The organism is Lysobacter antibioticus, from assembly GCF_000731095.1.
Classification (GTDB): Bacteria; Pseudomonadota; Gammaproteobacteria; order Xanthomonadales; family Xanthomonadaceae; genus Lysobacter; species Lysobacter antibioticus_B.
The window spans coordinates 1-17349 of the sequence record NZ_JMTZ01000091.1 but is presented as its reverse complement, the minus strand read 5'-3'; the positions used below and the strand labels follow the sequence as shown (position 1 = coordinate 17349).

4 protein-coding genes and 1 pseudogene are annotated in these 17349 nt (G+C 68.5%); all 5 read right to left on the bottom strand.

What is annotated here, in order from left to right; translation table 11 throughout:
• The coding region (locus tag EX88_RS27520) for an AMP-binding protein (protein WP_430536924.1) at nucleotides 1-956 on the bottom strand (956 nt) is incomplete at its 3' end.
• A pseudogene (locus EX88_RS27515) lies at nucleotides 948-2201 on the bottom strand (condensation domain-containing protein); the annotation flags it as partial. The gene EX88_RS27520 and the pseudogene EX88_RS27515, both read right to left, overlap by 9 nt.
• A 228-nt stretch (nucleotides 2202-2429) precedes the next feature.
• Entirely contained in the window at nucleotides 2430-14663 is a 12234-nt protein-coding gene (locus EX88_RS0120620) for a non-ribosomal peptide synthetase (protein WP_031373871.1), read from the bottom strand.
• A 97-nt stretch (nucleotides 14664-14760) separates the two neighbouring features.
• Nucleotides 14761-16359, bottom strand: a complete 1599-nt coding sequence (locus EX88_RS0120615) for an MBL fold metallo-hydrolase (protein WP_200875880.1) — start codon at nucleotides 16357-16359, stop codon at nucleotides 14761-14763.
• A gap of 62 nt (nucleotides 16360-16421) precedes the next feature.
• Nucleotides 16422-17349: non-ribosomal peptide synthetase (locus EX88_RS0120610; protein ID WP_031373869.1), on the bottom strand; the 928-nt coding region annotated here is incomplete at its 5' end.

Here is a 17349-nt window from a genome sequence, read left to right as displayed (position 1 = left end):
TTGTCCCACATCGCCTTGCCGATCGGCTCGCCGCCGAGCAGCACGCTGGTCGGCTGATGGCCCGGCTTGCCGATCAAGCCGGCCGCCAGCAACACCTCCAACTGCGAGGGCGTGCTGTCGAAGGCGTCGATGCGGTAACGGTCGATGAACTCGAGCATCGCCGGGCCGTTGGCGCGGATCGACTGCGGGATCAGCACCAGGGCGTGGCCCGACAACAATTGCAGGATGCCCTTCAAGGACATGTCGAACGAGAACGCGGCGTTCAAGGCCACGCGCGACGGCTTCGTCAGTTCGCGATGGGTGGTCTCGCCCATCACCCGCCAGAAGTTCACCGCCGAGCGATGCTCGACCATCACGCCCTTGGGCTGGCCAGTCGAACCGGAGGTGTAGATCACATAGGCCAGGTTGCGCGGTGTCAGGCCTTCGACGCTCGGGTTGCTTTCGCTGTAGCTCGCCAGCGACTCGTCGTCGAGCACCACCAGCGGCAGCGGCGAGGATTCCAGCATCGGCATCGCCGCGCGCAGCGCCGACTGGGTCAGCAAGGCGATGGGCCGGCTGTCTTCCAACATGTAGGCCAGGCGCTCGCTCGGATAGCTTGGGTCCAACGGCACGTACGCCGCACCGGCCTTGAGCACACCCAGCAAGCCGACGATCATCGCCACGCTGCGTTCGGTGCAGATCGCCACGCGGTCGTCGGGTTTGACACCGAGCGAGATCAAACGATGGGCGACTTGGTTAGCGCGGCGGTTGAGCTCTGTGTAGCTCAGTGCTTCGTCTTCGACCAACAGCGCTTCGGCATCCGGAGTGGAAGCCGCCTGCGCCTCGAACTGCGCATGAATCGTGCGGTCATGCACCGCATCGGCACGCAGATCGTTGAACCCGCGCAGCACCTGCTCGCGCTCGGCCGTGCTCAACAAGGTCAGCTCGCCGACCTTGCGCGCATCGCCGCCGACCATGCCCTGCAGCAGCGCGATCCACTGTCGCACCATGCGCTCGGCGGTGGCGCGGTCGAACAGGTCGCTGGAGTACTCCAGCTCGCCGCTGAGGTCGTCGCCGGCGTCGCCGAGCAGCAGGCGCAGGTCGAAATGCGCCTTGGCGTTGGTCGCCGGCACCGCGCTCAGTTCCAGACCGGGCAGCGCCAGACTGCCGCTGTCGGGGGTGTTGTCGAGGGTCAGCATCACCTGGAACAAGGGGCTGTGGCCGAGGCTGCGCTCTGGCGCCAGCGCCTCGACCACTTGCTCGAACGGCAGCTCCTGGTGGGCATAGGCGCCGAGCGTGGTGGCCTTGACCTGGGCCAGCAACTGGCTGACGGTCGGGTCGTCGCGCAGGTCGACGCGCAGTGCCAGGGTGTTGATGAACAGACCGATCAGCGGTTCGAGTTCGGTGCGGGCGCGATTGGCCACCGGCGTGCCGATCACCACCTCGTCCTGACCGCTCAAGCGCGACATCAACGCCGACCAACCGGCCAGCAGGGTCATGAACACGGTGGTGCCGTGACGCTGCGACAACGCGCGCAGGGCCGCGGTCAGCGCCGCCGGCAACGCGACCGGGATGCGGTCGCCGGCATAGCTCTGCAGCGACGGGCGCGGACGGTCGCCGGGCAGTTCCAACAGGGTCGGCGCGCCGCCCAGGTGGGAACGCCAGAAGTCGATGTGTTTCTGCAAGGCCTCGCCTTGCAGCCACTGACGCTGCCACACCGCGTAGTCGGCGTATTGCACCGGCAGCGCCGGCAAGGGGTCGGCGCGGCCCTGAGTGAAAGCGGTGTAGAGCGCGCTGACTTCGCGCACCAACACGCCCATCGACCAGCCGTCGGAAATGATGTGGTGCTGGGTCACCAGCAGCACGTGCTCGTCGTCGCCGACGCGCAGCAGGCGGCCGCGGATCAGCGGGCCGGCGGCGAGATCGAACGCCGCCAGCGCTTCGTCGCGGCCGATCCGAGTGGCCTCGGCTTCGCGCTCGGCCGGCGCCAATGCGCGCAGGTCGTGATCGACCAGAACGAAGCCGATCTGTTCCGGCGCGATCTCTTGTCGTGCCGAACCGTCGACGCCGACGAAGCGGGTGCGCAGGTTTTCGTGGCGGGCGACGATGCGGTCGAGCGCCGACTGCAAGGCCAGGCGGTCGAGCCGGCCCTTCAGGCGCAGCGCTGCCGGCACGTGATAGGCCTCGCCGGCCGCCTGGTCGAGCCGGTCGAGGAACCACATGCGCTGCTGCGCCCACGACAACGGCAATTCGCCGTCGCGATCGGCACGCGCGATCGGCCGCGCGCCGTCGGGCTGCGCGGCCGGGGTCGCCGACTTGTTGAGCCGGCGCCGCAGCAGTTCCAGTTTCAGCAGCTCGATGTCCGCCGACGATTCCTTAGACATCCCGCATCTCCATCGCTAGTTGTTCCATGGTGTGTCGTCCCCTTGCCGCCGCGCGGTCGCGGCGGCTCACGGGTTTTCCTCTTCGAGCAAGGCGCGCAGTTCTTCTTCCGAGAGCTGATCGATATCGGCGGCCATGCGCTCGACGTCCTCGTCGGCGTAGCGGCCGACGCTGGCGACCAACACCACCCGCGCCAGCAGTGCGACCTCGGGCGACTTGAACAACTCCGCTACCGGCACGTCGACCGCGAAGGCTTCGCGCACGCGGGCCATCACCTGCACCGCCAGCAACGAATGCCCGCCGACCTCGAAGAAATGGTCGTGGCGACCGACCTGTTCCAAGCCGAGCAGTTCCTGCCAGATCGTGGCGATGGTCTCCTCGACCTCGCCCTGCGGCGGCTCGTAGTTGCGCGCGGTCACCGCGATGCGGTCCGGCGCCGGCAGGGCCTGGCGGTCGAGCTTGCCGTTGGCGGTCAGCGGCCAGCGGTCGATCAGCATGAACGCGCTCGGCACCATGTACTCGGGCACCTGCGCCGCCAGCACTTCGCGCAGGCGGCCCGGCAAGGTGCTGCGCCACTTGGCTTCGAGCGGGTCGTGGGCGAAACCGGCTTCGTCCTTGCGCAACTGCTCCGCCGCGATCTCGCTACGCCAATCGAAATGCAGGGTCTGGCCGTTGCGACCGATCAGGGCGTGGTATTCGCCGCCCTGCGCGTTCGGCGCCCAGCTCAGATCGAGGCTGTAGCCGCGCTCGCGGCAGAAGTCCTCAAGGTCGGCGCACAACGCGCCATGGCCGGCGTCGATCGCGGCCTGGGCCTTGATCGCAGCGACCGAGGCGCCGCCCTCGCCCGCGCCGAGGCGTTGCCAGGCGCGCTGATACGGGGTGGCCCAGGGATGCGCGATCGCGCGCAGACCGAGCACCGACTCGCTCGCCGCGTCGATGCGCTGCTGCAGGCGTTGCGCATCGAAACCTTCGTCGCCCCAATCCTGCCAGTCAATCGCGAACACCTCGTCGCGCTCGCCGTCGATAGTCAGCACCACGTCGTAGCGATACGCCGACATTTCGTTCTCATGGCGGGCCAACTTGGGCAGCACGCGCACCGCGCTGATACGCGGGTAACGATCGCGCAGGGCGTGGAACCAGACCGGGTCGATCAGCAACTCGATGTCGCCGCGCATCTTCTGCGCGGCGCGGTCGCCCAGTTGCGTCGCCGACAGGCTGTCGGGCGACTGGAACGCTTGCACCGACAGATGAAACGAGGGCATCAGGCCGTGGTGGCGCACATCGCCGATCATCAACTTGCCGCCGGCGGCGGTGACGCCGATCGACGAGGCGATGACCTGTTCCAGGTAGGCCAGGTTCGGGAAGTACTGCACCACCGAGTTGATCACCACGGTATCGAACTCGCCGTGGATCGCCGAGAAGTCGGTAGCCTCGCCCTGGAACACGTCGGCCTTGCCGCTCAGCTCCGGGGTGATCCCGACCAGGTGGTTGACCTTGGCCACGGTCTTGACCGACAGGTCGGTGCCGACGTAGCGCTCGCAGCGCGGCGCGATGTTGCACAGGATCATGCCGGTGCCGACGCCGATCTCGAGCACCCGCCGCGGCTGCAGCGCCTCGATCCGCACCAGGGTGCCGTCGAGCCATTCGCGCATGCCTTCGCTGGCGATCGCCTCGCGGGTGTAGGTGCTGTTCCAGCCGGTCAGGTCGAAACCGAAGTCGGCCTGCTCGACGGTCTCCTCCTCGCCCTGGTCGTCGAAGATGTCCGACCACTGCGCGACCTGGCCGTCGAGCAACTCCTCCAGCGCCTCGTCCTTGGCCGCCGCGCGCGGCGCCACGTAGGCCACCAGGCGCTTCTCGCCGGGTTGGTCTTCGCGTGCGACCACCACCGCCTCGCGCACGTCGGCGCAGGCCGACAGACGCGCCTCGATTTCGCCGAGCTCGATGCGATAGCCGCGCAGCTTGACCTGGAAGTCGTTACGGCCGACGTACTCCAGGGTGCCGTCGCTGCGCCAGCGGCCGAGGTCGCCGGTGCGGTACATGCGCGCGCCCGCGGTGGCCGCGAACGGGTCGCGGACGAAGCGTTCGGCGCTCAGTTCGGCACGGCCGAGGTAACCGCGGGCGACGCCGGCACCGCCGACGTGGATCTCGCCGACCACGCCGACCGGCAAGGGCTCGCCGTCGCCGCCGAGCACGTAGATGCGGGTGTTGGCGAGCGGCCGGCCGATGTGCGGCGCGACCCCGGCTTCGATCCGCGCATAGCTGGCGTCGACCGTGCATTCGGTCGGGCCGTAGACGTTGTAGCAGCGCATCGACGAAGCCGCCGCGGCTTCCCAGGCACGGGCGGGCAGCGCTTCGCCGCCGACCAACATCGTGCCCGGGCGCTTGCCGCCCGAAACCGTGTCGTCGAGCAGACCGGCGGCGAGCAAGGCCTCGAACTGGGCCGGCGTGCAGTCGAAGATGTCGATGCGTTCGCGGCCCAGGAACTCGATCAACGCCGCGCCGTCGGCACGGATCGCCGCCGGCACGATCACCATGCAACGGCCCGACAGCAACTGCACCAGCGACTGCACCGAAGCGTCGAAGGACAGCGCCGCGTCCAGGCCCAGGCGCGCGCCCGGCGCGCAGTCGGCGAACACCTCGCGTTCGAACGCCGACCACAGGTTGAGCACGTTGCGGTGCTCGACCATCACACCCTTGGGCTCACCGGTCGAACCGGAGGTGTAGATCACGTAGGCCAAGTGCGACGGCGTCAGCGCGCTCACCACCGGGTCGTGCTCGGGCTGGGCGGCCCAGGTCTCGTCGTCGTCGAGCATCAGCACGGCGATGTCGGGAGCGTGCTCGTCGAGCGACCAGGCCGCCTCGCGCAGCGCGTTCTGGGTCAGCAAGGCTTTGGGCGCGCTGTCGCCGACCAGATAGGCCAGGCGTTCCGGCGGATAGGCCGGGTCCAGCGGCACGTAGGCCGCGCCGGCCTTGAGCACGCCGAACACCGCGACCACCGCCTCCAGGCCGCGTTCGACGCAGATCGCGACGCGGTCGTCGGGCGCCACGCCGAGCGCGATCAGGCGATGGGCGACGCGATTAGCGCGGCGGTTGAGTTCGCCGTAGCTCAGCGCACGGCCCTCGTACTCGACCGCAGTGGCCTGCGGATCGCGGGCGGCCTGGGCCTCGAACAGGCCGTGCACGGTCTGCCCTTCATGCATCGGCATCGGCGCATCGCCGCCGATCTCGTTGAAACATTCCAGCACCAGACGGCGATCGTCGGCACTCAGCAAGGACAGGCTGCCGATGCGGCGCTGTTCGCCCTCGGCCATCGCCCGCAGCAGGGTCTGCAGATGCAGCGACCAACGTTCGATGGTGGCCGCGTCGAACAGATCGTTGGCGTACTCGAGGCTGCCGTCCAGGCCGCCTTCGTTCTCGATCAGTTCCAGCGACAGGTCGAACAAAGTCTCGTCGCGCGGCTGGTCGATCAGGCTCAGGCTCAGTTCGGGCAATTGCAGGGTGCCGGTCGGGGTGTTCTGCAGCACCAGCATGTTCTGCACTACCGGGTTGTGACCCAGGCTGCGCGCCGGCTGCAGCATGTCGACGACCTGCTCGAACGGCACGTCCTGGTGTTCGTAGGCGCCGAGCATGACCGCACGGGTACGCGCCAGCAGTTCAGCGACGGTCGGGTCGTCGCCGACGTCGACGCGCAGCGCCAGGGTGTTGACGAAGAAGCCGAGCAAGGGCTCGACCTCGCCGCGACGGCGGTTGGCGACCGCGGTGCCGACCACCACGTCGTCGCTGCCGCTCAAGCGCGACAACAGCAGCGACCAGCCGGCCAGCAAAGTCATGAACAACGTCGTGCCATGACGCTGCGACAAGGCGCGCAGACCGTCGGCGGTCTGCTCGTCGATGCGGAAACGCCGGGTACTGCCGATGTAGCGCTGCACCGGCGGACGCGGCCGGTCGGTCGGCAGTTCCAGCAGGGCCGGCGCGCCGCTCAGGTGCTCGCGCCAATAGCCCATCTGCGCTTCCAGCGCATCGCCGCGCAGCCACTGGCGCTGCCACACCGCGTAGTCGGCGTATTGCACCGGCAACGGCTGCAGCGGATCGGCGCGGCCTTCGGCGAACGCGGCATACAGCGCCGACACCTCGTCGACCAACACGCCGAGCGACCAGCCGTCGGAAATGATGTGGTGCTGGGTCAGCAGCAGCACGTGTTCGTCCGCGACCAGACGCAGCAGGCGGCCGCGGATCAGCGGCCCCGTCGACAGGTCGAAGGGCTTGCGCACTTCCGCCGCCGACAGGCTCTGCACTTCGCGCTCGCGCGCCTGCGCATCGAGACCGCTGAGGTCGAGGTCGTCGAGGACGAAGCCGCAGTCGGCCGGCGCGATCGACTGCACCGGCTCGCCGTCGCCGGCGACGAAGCAGGTTCGCAGGATTTCATGGCGTGCGACGACGCGGTCGAGGGTGGCCTGCAGCACCGCGCGGTCGAGGCGGCCGCTCAGGCGCAGCGCCGCCGGCATGTGATAGGCGGCGCCGGCGGCGGAGTCGAGCTGGTCGAGGAACCACAGGCGCTGCTGCGCCCACGACAGCGGCAACGGCGCGTCGCGGTCGGCCGCCAGGATCGGCGGCAACGCCGCGGCGCGGGCGCCGCGCAGGCTCTGGGCCATGTCGGCGAGCACCGGCCGGGCGAACACGTCGCGCAGCGACAGCTCGACGCCGCGGCTCTCGCGCAGACGCGTGACCAACTGCACCGCGATCAGCGAATGACCGCCGAGCTCGAAGAAATGATCGTTACGGCCGACCCGCTCGCGGCCGAGCAAGTCCTGCCAGACCTGGGCCAGCGCGGCCTCGGCCTCGCCCTGCGGTTCGGCATACGCACGCGCAGCCATCGCCGCGTCGTCCGGCGCCGGCAGCGCCTTGCGGTCGAGCTTGCCGTTGGCGGTCAGCGGCAGCGCGTCCAGGCGCACGATCGCCGAGGGCAACAGGTAATCGGCCAACGAGCGCGCCAGTTGCTCGCGCCACTGCGCCGCAGTCGTCGCGGCCTCTGCGGCGGCGACCACATACGCCACCAGGCGCTTGTCGCCGGGCACGTCCTCGCGGGCGATCACCACCGCTTCGCGCACGCCGGCGCAGGCCGACAGCGCCGCTTCGATTTCGCCCAACTCGATGCGGAAGCCGCGGATCTTGACCTGGAAGTCGTTGCGGCCGAGGTATTCGATGCTGCCGTCGTCGCGCCAGCGGGCGAGATCGCCGGTCTTGTACAAACGCGCCTGGACCGGATCGGAATCGGCGCTGACGAAGGGGTCGCGGAGGAAACGCTCGGCGCTGAGCGCTTCGCGTCCGAGATAGCCGCGTGCGACCTGGGCGCCGGCGATGCACAGCTCGCCGGCGACACCGATCGGCGCCGGTTGGCCGTGTGCATCGACGATGTAAACGCGGGTGTTGGCGACCGGGCGGCCGATCGAGACCTCATGTTCGGGCAACTTCGAGGCATCGGCGAACAGCGCCGCGGTCGCGTACACCGTGGCCTCGGTCGGGCCGTAGGTGTTGAGCAGGCCGCAACGCAGGCCCGGCGCGTTCAACCATTGCGCCAGATGACGGCGCTCGACCTTCTCGCCACCCACCACCACCAGGCGCAGGCTCGCCGCCGGCAACAGCCGGCCTTCCGACACCGTCTGCGACCATTGATGCCAGAACGCGGTCGGCAGATCGGCGATGTTGATCGCTTGCGCGCTCAGGAAGTCGACGAACTCGGCGTCGGGCGCGACCAGGTGCGCCGGACGCAGCACCACCGTGGCGCCGGCCGACAGGGTCGGGAAGATTTCCACGACCGAGCTGTCGAACGAGTAAGAAGCGAACTGCAGCATGCGGTCGCCGGGCTGCAGCGCGCAGTGGGCGATGTGGGTGCGGATCAGTTCGGCGACGTTGCGGTGCTCGACCATCACGCCCTTGGGCTGGCCGGTCGAACCCGAGGTGTAGATCACCTGCGCCAGATGCGCCGGGGTCAGCCCCAGCGACCGCGAATCGGGGTCGTGCGACTCGCCCTCGCCCGGTACCGCGATCAGCTCGTCGATCGCCAGCACCGGCAGGCGCGCCGGCTCGCCGAGCGGCAGGCGTTCGCGCAACCCGGCCTGGGTCAGCAGCGCCGCCGGGCGGCTGTCGTCCAGCATGTAGGCCAGGCGTTCGGACGGATAGTTCGGGTCCAGCGGCACGTAGGCGCCGCCGGCCTTGAGCACGCCGAGCAGGCCTGCGACCATCGCCGCGCTGCGTTCGACGCAGATCGCCACGCGGTCGTCGGGTTTAACGCCCAGGGCGATCAGGCGATGGGCGATGCGGTTGGCGCGGCGGTTGAGTTCGGCGTAGCTGATCGAGGCCTCGCCGTCGATCAGGGCCACCGCATCCGGCTGCGAGGCGGCGTGGCGCTCGAAGCGGCGGTGCATCAGCCGCTCCGGCGCCGCTACCGTCGCGGTGTCGTTGAAGCCGAACAGCACCTGCTCGCGCTCGGGCGCCGACAGCAGCGGCAAGCCGCTGAGCTTGCGTCCGCCGTCCTGCGCGAATGCGGCGAGCATGGTGGTCAGATGGCCGGCCATGCGTTCGGCGCTGGCGCGGTCGAACTGCGCCTGCGCGTAATGCAGACGGCCACGGATGCCTTCGGCGGTATCGGCGACTTCCAGCGACAAGGCCAACCCGGGCTGCGACGACAGCGACGCTGCACTGCCGTCGAGCGCCAGCAACACTTCGAACAAGGCCTCGCCACGGCCGCGCACGACCTCGGCGACCTGGGCGAACGGCAGTTCGGCATGTGCGGCGGCATCGGCCATGACGGCGGCGGCCCGTGCGATCGCGGCGGCAACGCTCGGGTCGTCGTGCAGGTCCAGGCGCAGGGCCGCGACTTCGTTGGTCAAGCCGGCCGAGGCCAAGCCGGTGACGACCTCGCCCTGCCCGCTCCAGCGCGACAGCAAGGCGGTCCATGCCGCCAATAGCACGGCCGGCATCGGCGCGGCCTGTTGCACGGCGAATGCGCGCAACGCCGAGGCGTTCGATGCAGGCACGGCCACCTCGACCGAAGCGTAGACCTGATCCGGCGCCACGCTGCGCGGGCGATCGCTCGGCAACGCCAGTGCGACCGGCGCGCCGTCGAGCTGAGCCTGCCAATACGCGCGGTCGCGATCGAACACACCGGCATCGCGCCACGGCGCGGCGCTGCCGGCGCGCGCCGACAATGCGGCGCCGTCGCCGCTCAACATGCGATAACGCGCGATCAAGGCGCTCGCCGCATCCGGATCGGCCGCGGTCAAGGCCGGCGACACGCGCAATACCAGGATCTGCAGGCCGTCGCGGCGATAGGCGGCGACGGTCAGCGGCGCATCGGTGGCGCCGATCTGGCTCAGGGCGATGTCGATGCAGGCCTGCTCGTCCTGGCCGCCGGCGAAGGCCGGGCTCAGCAGATGCAGGGCCGGTCCGGCAACGGCGCCGAAGGCGCGCTGCACGACCTCGGTCGCGGCCGCGTCGAGCGCCTCGGCGTCGAGCGCGGTGTCGAAACGCAACAGCGCATGCGCAGCGCCGTCCTGGCCATGAGCGAACACCGGCAGACGCTGGGCCGGCAACGGCGCGATGGCGGCGTCGAAATCGGCGGTCATCGCCTCCAGCGCTTCGACGTACGTACGCAGCAAGGCCTCGATGTGGATCGGCTGCAGGTTTAAACGCGCATCGAGGATGACGGTGTAGCCGTCTTCGCGATTGCCGTTGGCGTGCAGCGACAGGCCGAAATTGATCTCTTCGAACAGCTCGCCTTCGCGCACCCGCAGCGAGGCCTCGCGGGTCAGCGGGTTGGAGACGCGGAAATTGGTGTAGGTGAACAAGGAGTCAACCGCGAGCGCAGGATGGCGCTGCAGGATCGAGGCCAGCGGATAACGCCGGTGGGCGCGGCTGGCGGTTTCGGCCTCGTGCACGGCCGCGGCCAGCTCGCGCCAGCGCTTGCCGCCGAGTTCGACGGTCTGCGGCAATACATTAAGGAACAGGCCGAGCACGTTCTCGGTGCCGCGCGTTTCCAGGCGGCCGTTGTCGGTCTGGCCGGTGACGACGCGGTCGGCGCCGATCATCGCCCGCAGGGTGCAGGCATGGGCCATGAACAGCAGCGTGCGCACGGCGACGCCTTCGCGCACGGCCAGCTCGTCCAGGCGCGTAGCCAGGGCGGCGTCGAGACGGATCTCGCGATGCTCGCGCGCCGCTGCGTTCGGCGCGACCGCGGCCAGGCGGCCTTGGCCGGCGCGGCGGCCGCACTCGTCCCAGAACGCGCGGTTGGCCGGGTCGGCCTCTTCGCGGGCCAGCTGGACGACGTAATCGGCGAAACGCGAACGACCGCTGTCGAAGCTCGGCGCGGTCTCGGCGCCGGTCTGGTAAGCGCGATAGCACTCGAACACCTGCCGCTGCAGGGTCGCCATGCTCCAGCCGTCGAGAATGGCGTGATGCGCGTCGATCACCAGCTGGATGCAGTGCTCGGCTTTGCGCAGCACGGTGAAGCGGATCAGGCTCGGCCCGTCGAGGGCGAAGCCCTTGGCCTTGATCGCGGCGATGGCGAGCGCCACCTCGCGCTCCTGCGCCGCCTCATCGAGCCCGCGCAGGTCGGTCTGGTCGATGTTCGGCGCCACCTGCGCATGCACCAGCTGCAGCGGCACCGAATAGCGGCCGAGGTCGAAGCCGGTGCGCAGCACCGGATGGCGGGCGACGACGTCGCCGATCGCGCGCACGAAAGCCTGCGCGTCGAAGGCATCGAAACTCAGCTCGAACGAGAACACGTCGTGATAGGTCGAGCCGCCGCTGTTGGACAGATCGCTGTCGAGCAGGCCGTGGAAAATCATGCCGTGCTGCAGCGAAGTCACCGGATAGGCGTCCTCCAGGCCTTCCGGCAGCAGCGCGCGATCGGCCGCGGCCAGCAGCGCGAACGGCGCCAGCACCGCATCGTCGGCGATGGCAGACGCCTCGGCGCCGGCCTCGACGACCTGCTCGGCGGCGGCGTTGCGCGCGGCCAGGCTGGCCAGCTGCCCCAAGGTCGGATGCTTGAAGATGTCGGCGACCGACACCTTGATCCCGTGCGCCTGCAGTTCGGCGACGAGCTGGATCGAGAAGATCGAATCGCCGCCGAGCGAGAAGAAGTCTGAGCCGCGCTCGATGCCCTGCACGCCGAGCAACTGTTCCCAGACCGAGGCGATCAGGCGCTCGGTCTCGTCGAGGGTCTCGTCGACCGCTTCGGCGTTGGCGCGCTGCGCCTCGAACACCGCACTAAGCGACTTGCTGCAGATCTTGCCGTTCGGGGTCAGCGGCATGCGTTCGACGAACAGGATCTGCGCCGGCACCATGTGCCGCGGCAGCCGCTGGGCGAGACTTTGCTTGAGTTCGTCGGCACCGACCGTGGCGGCGCCGCCGTCGGCGAAGGCCAGCAGCAGTTCCATGCCGTTGGCCGAGTACAGCTGCACGCTGATCTTGCGCGCGGGCAGCAAGGCGGCGAGCTGGGCGACGATCTCGGCCGTCTCAACGCGCTTGCCGCGGATCTTGATCTGGCCGTCGCGACGGCCCAGGTAAACGATCTGACCGTCTTCGTCGTAACGGCAGACGTCGCCGGTGCGGTAGACCGGCGAATCGGCGAGCGCGGTGCGTACGAAGCTGCGCGCGGTGGTTTCGTCCAGGTTGTGATAGCCCGCGGCGACGCCGCGGCCGGCGATCACCAGCTCGCCCGGCACGCCCGGTGCGCACAGACGCAGGCCGGCGTCGACGATATAGGCCTGGGCGTTCTGGATCGGCCGGCCGATCACCACTTGCGAGCGCTGCAGCCATTCCTCGCGCCCGGCCTGGTAGACCACCGAGATGTCGGTGCACTCGGTCGGGCCGTAGATGTTGGCGAGCGCGGCATTGCAGGCCTCGCTGCCCAGCCACGGCCGCAGCAGGCTCAGGTCCAGCGCTTCGCCGCCGAGCGCGAGCAGGCGCAGGCTGCGCAGCGATTCGTAGCGGTTGCCGGCGTCGTGCTTGACCAGCGCGTACATCGCGCTCGGCGCGCAATTGATCAGGCTCACCCCGGTCTGTTCGATCTGGCGCAATTGCGACTCGGGATCGAACAGGTCCGGGCGCGCCAGCACCAGAGTGCCGCCGGCCATGAGCGGGGCGAAGATGTTCTTGATCGAGGCGTCGAAGCCGATCGGGATCATCAGCAGCACCCGGCTAGCCGCGTCCAGCGAGCAGAAACGGATGTACCAGTCGCACAGATTGGCGAAGGCGCCGTGCGGGATCAGCGCGCCCTTCGGCCGCCCGGTCGAACCGGAGGTGTAGAGCAGATAGGCGATGTCTTCCGCGCCCAGCGCCGGATAGGCCGGCGCGGCGATGTCGGCGCTCGGGGTCGGCAGGCTGTCGAGATCGAGGACGAAGCCGTAGAACTCCGGCAGGTGGTCGGCCAGGCTCGACTGGGTCACGACCACACCGGCGCCGCTGTCGCCGAGGGTGTAGTCGATGTGCTCGCGCGGATAGCTCGGGTCCAGCGGCACGAACACCGCGCCGGCGCGCATCACCGCGACCGTGGCCGCGGCCAGGTCGATCGAGCGGTCCAGGTGCACGGCGACCTTGTCGCCCTTGGCGATGCCCATCGCCAACAAGCGCGCGGCGATCTGGCGCACGCGCGCGTCGAACTGCGCATAGCTGGCCTCGCCGTCGACCGACCGCACCGCGATGGCCTGCGGATCCGCCGCCACCGAGGCGTCGATGCGGGCGAACAGGTCGGCGTGATCGACCGGTCGCTGCTCACCCTGGGTGAAGGCGGCATAGCGCTGCGCCAGAGTGCCCTGCAACAGGTCGGCGACCGGGCGCTGCGGCTGCTCGACGATCTCATCGAGCAAGGCCAGGTACAGATCCAGCCAGGCCTCGACGGTGCCGGCGCGGAACAGGTCGGTGTTGTAGTAGGCGATGACCTGCTCGCCCTGCACTTTCAGGGTCAGGTCGTACTGCGAGCGGGTGCCGAACGAGGCGCGTTCGCTGGCTTCCACGTCGTCGAACAGTTCCAGCTTGCGGGCCGCGCGTTCGTACAGGAACTTGACCTGGAACACCGGCGAATAGGCGGCGTCGCGCTCGATGCCGAGGGCGTCGACGACCTTGTCGAAGGGCATGTCCTGATAGCGCAGCGCGTCCATAGCCGCCAGGCCGGCCTGGCCGAGATACTCGCCGACCGGGGTTTCCGGGTGGATCTGGCTGCGCAGGGCAAGCTGGTTGACGAAGAAGCCGGCCATGTCGCGCAGGTCGGCGTGATCGCGGCCGAACACGTCGGTGCCGACCACGATGTCGTTCTCGCCGCTGAGTTTGTTCAGCAGCAGATGGCATACGCCGAGGTAGAAGCCGAACTCGGGCAGGCCGCGGCCGCGCACGAAGGCAGCGACCTTGCGGCCGAGTTCGTCCGGCACATGGCGGGCGATCTGCGCGCCGTTGTAGCTCTGCAGCGCCGGGCGCGGGAAGTCCAGCGGCAGTTCCAGTACGCCCTTGATGCCGTCGAGCTGGTGCTGCCAGTACGAACGCGACACCTCGTAACCGCCGGCCTCGTACTGCTCGACCTGCCAGGCGGCGTAGTCGAGGTAGGACACCGGCTCGACCGCGACCCGCGCATGACCGCGGTCTCGGTAGATCCGCGAGACTTCGTGAACGAATTGCTGGATCGACCACTCGTCGGTGGCGATATGGTGAAAACCGACCAGCAAGGTGTAGGCGCCGGCGCCGCGCTTGAGCAGGTGCACCCGCAGCGGCAGTTCTTCGCCGAGGTCGAACGGGCGCTCGGAGACGTCGCGGCGGCATTCGGCGAGGCCGGCCTCGCGCTCGGCCTCGGAGGCCTGGGTGAGATCCTTGAAGGCGATCTGGAAACTGCGCCCGGCGTCGAAACGCTGGCGCGGCACGCCGGCCTCGACCCGATAGGTGGTGCGGTAGATCGGATGGCGCTGGACCACCGCCGCGACCGCCTCGCCGAACGCGGCGACGTCGAGTTCGCCGCGCAGCTCCAGCTCCATCGGCAGGATGAAACTGGTCAGTTCGGGATCGTACTGGTACAGGAAGTACAGGCGCTGCTGGGCGAACGACAGCGGATACGAACCCTCGCCGCCGCGCGCGGCGATCGCGTCCTGCGACAGGCGCGCGTAATAGGACGACAGCTCGGCCTTGTAGCGCTTCATCGTCGCCTTGACCTCGTCGGTCAGCAAGGCCTGGTCGCCGGTGATCCGCAACTTGCCGTCGACGACCTTGATGTCGATGCCGTTTTGTTCGACGTACTGCACCAGCTCGAAAAGAAACATTAGCTAATTCCCTGTGATCCTGTGGGGTCGCCGCTACCGGCGACCGCTCGAGGTTGCATCCCTGGCCGCCGCGCCTTCAGCCGCCGCGGCGTGCGTATCAGTTGAAGTTCCAGACGTGTTTGGCGAACAGACGCTCGGACTGCACCTGGCGGCCTGCGCAGAACTCGAGCAACTGGCTCGATTCCTGGATCTGGCGCGCGTCCTCGGTGTAGTCCATGCCCATGAAGTACTTGAACCACGGCTCCATGCCGAGCGCGTAGACGTAGACCTGCGAGGGCTTGAAGATCTCGATCATCTTCTGCGCCGAGGCGCAGTCGGAGCCGTTGAAACGGCGCGACTCGTTGATCTCGCGCGGAATCGGCTTGGTGAATAACGAGCCGTACAGCCAGCTCATCGGCGCGCCCACGCATTCCATGCCGATGAACAGCAGGTCGATGTGGCCGATCACCTTCTGGATGCGCTCGTACATGCGCTCGTCCAGGCTCGACGAGTCGGCGCCGGAGAAGATCTTCTGCCCGGCGAACTCGAAGTACCACGCGGTCTTGGAGCGGATGTGCAGGTCGGCGTGCTCGCCGAGGAAGGGGATCGCGCGAATGCGTCCGTCGACGCAGTCCAACGTCTCCATGTCCTCGAACTCGCGCACCTTGAAGCCGATGGTCTGCAGCATCAGCTTGATCGAGGGGTCGACGATGCTGCCGCCGCCGTTCTTCGGCACCAGCACCTCGCCGATCTTGTGGCGCAGCTGCAGCAGGGTCTCCACACAGACGTGGTCCATGTGGGTGTGGGTCAGGCAGACGTAGTCGATGGTCTCGGGCAGCTCGCTGAAGCTCAGCACACGGTCGCCGTTGGCCTCGTCGCGCACGGCGATGATCGGGTCGACCAGGATGCTGGTGCGGTCGGTTTCCAGCAGCAGGCCGGCATGGCCGAGGTAGCTGACCCGCAAGCGTCCTTCCAACGGCGCGCGGGTCACCCGCGGCGGCTCGGTGGTGAACAGTTCGTCGACGGTCAGCCCGCCCTGCAGGCCGACGCCCTCGAACAGCCGGTCGATCTGTGCGCGCTCGATCGGGGTGCCGCGCGCGGCGAACAGGCCGTCGATGAAGTCGTGGGCGAACGGCACCTCGACGTGCAGATGATTCTCGTCGGGCAGGCGCGGCGAGCTGAGCACGAACGGACGCTCTTTGACCTTGCCGAGCAGCCCCAGCGAGACGCTCTGCGCCAAGGGCTTGTACAGCGGGCTCTCGTAGATCAAGCCTTCGATCAGGCGGAACGAGGCATTGTGGTTCATGTCGTAGATCAGCTCGACGTAACCGCGCAGCGCTTCCGGCACTTGCGCGTACAGCGGCTCCAGCGACAGACCCTTGGCCTGCTCCAGCATTTCGTTGAGCTTCGCCACCGCCTTGCGCAGGTCCAGATAGTCCTGGTGGGTATGCTCGATGTCGTGGATCAGGCCGCGCACGTTGTCGAGCTGGTCTTCGCTGCAATTGACGAAGTCGCCGCCCGACAATTCCGGGTTCTTGCTCGCGGCCAGATGCAACTGGTGATTGGCGACGAAGGACTTCATCAGGCGCAGGCTGCGGCCGGTGATGTTCATCGCCGCGCTGACCGGCGGCAGCAGATAGGGCCAGGCGTACCACTTCAGAACCAGCGGTTCGAAATAGACGTTTTCCCTGAGGTAGTAGCGCTGCTGCATGCTCATGTTCCTTGCCGTTTCCATTCCAGAAGGTGATCGTTCGCGTGTTGCGGTATTTGCGTCTGCGGCTACAAGTCGAACTCGATGACGGTGGCGTCATCGGCTTCGCGGCGCAGGCGCGGCGACTGCTGTTCGACGAACGCGGCCATGTCCTTCAAGGCCTGGCGCCCGTACAGTTCGCCGACGTTGGCGTTGATGCCGTAGCGCTGGCGGATCTCGAAGCCGAGCCGGGTGATGACCAGCGAGCTGCCGCCGAGCTCGAAGAACTGGTCGTGGCGGCCGACTCGTTCCAGGCCGAGCAGCTCGCACCAGATCTGCGCAAGCGCAGTCTCGATCTCGCCCTGCGGCGCCTCGTAATCGCGCCGGATCACCGCGTCGTCGCCCGGCGCCGGCAAGGCCTTGCGGTCGAGCTTGCCGTTCGGGGTCAGCGGCAAGGCCGCCAGGGTCACGAAGGCGCTCGGCAGCATGAACTCGGCCAGGCTGCGCGACAGCTGCTCGCGCAAACTCGCGGCCGACAGCTCGACGCCGTGAGCGAGGACCACGTAAGCGATCAAGCGCTTGTCGCCGCCCTCGCCTTCGCGCGCCACCACCACCGCTTCGCGCACGCCGTCGCAAGCGGCCAGCTTGGTCTCGATCTCGCCGAGTTCGATGCGGAAGCCGCGGATCTTGACCTGGAAGTCGTTGCGGCCGAGATATTCGATGGTGCCGTCGGCGCGCCAGCGGCCGAGGTCGCCGGTCTTGTACATGCGCGCGGCTTCGTCGGCGACGAAGGGGTCGCGGACGAAGCGTTCCGCGGTCAGCTCGGGACGGTGCAAATAACCCCGCGCCACGCCTTCGCCGCCGATATACAGCTCGCCGACCACCCCGACCGGTACCGGCTCCAGGTGCGCGTCGACGATATAGATGCGGGTGTTGGCGACCGGCTTGCCGATATGCGAGACGAAACCGTCGGCACGGTCCATCGCCACCCAGGTCGAGTACGTCGTGGTCTCGGTC

Coding starts and splice junctions, on each gene's coding strand:
- EX88_RS0120620 (WP_031373871.1), bottom strand. CDS start 14,663: ATGTTTCTTTTCGAGCTGGTGCAGTACGTCGAACAAAACGGCATCGAC.
- EX88_RS0120615 (WP_200875880.1), bottom strand. CDS start 16,359: ATGAGCATGCAGCAGCGCTACTACCTCAGGGAAAACGTCTATTTCGAA.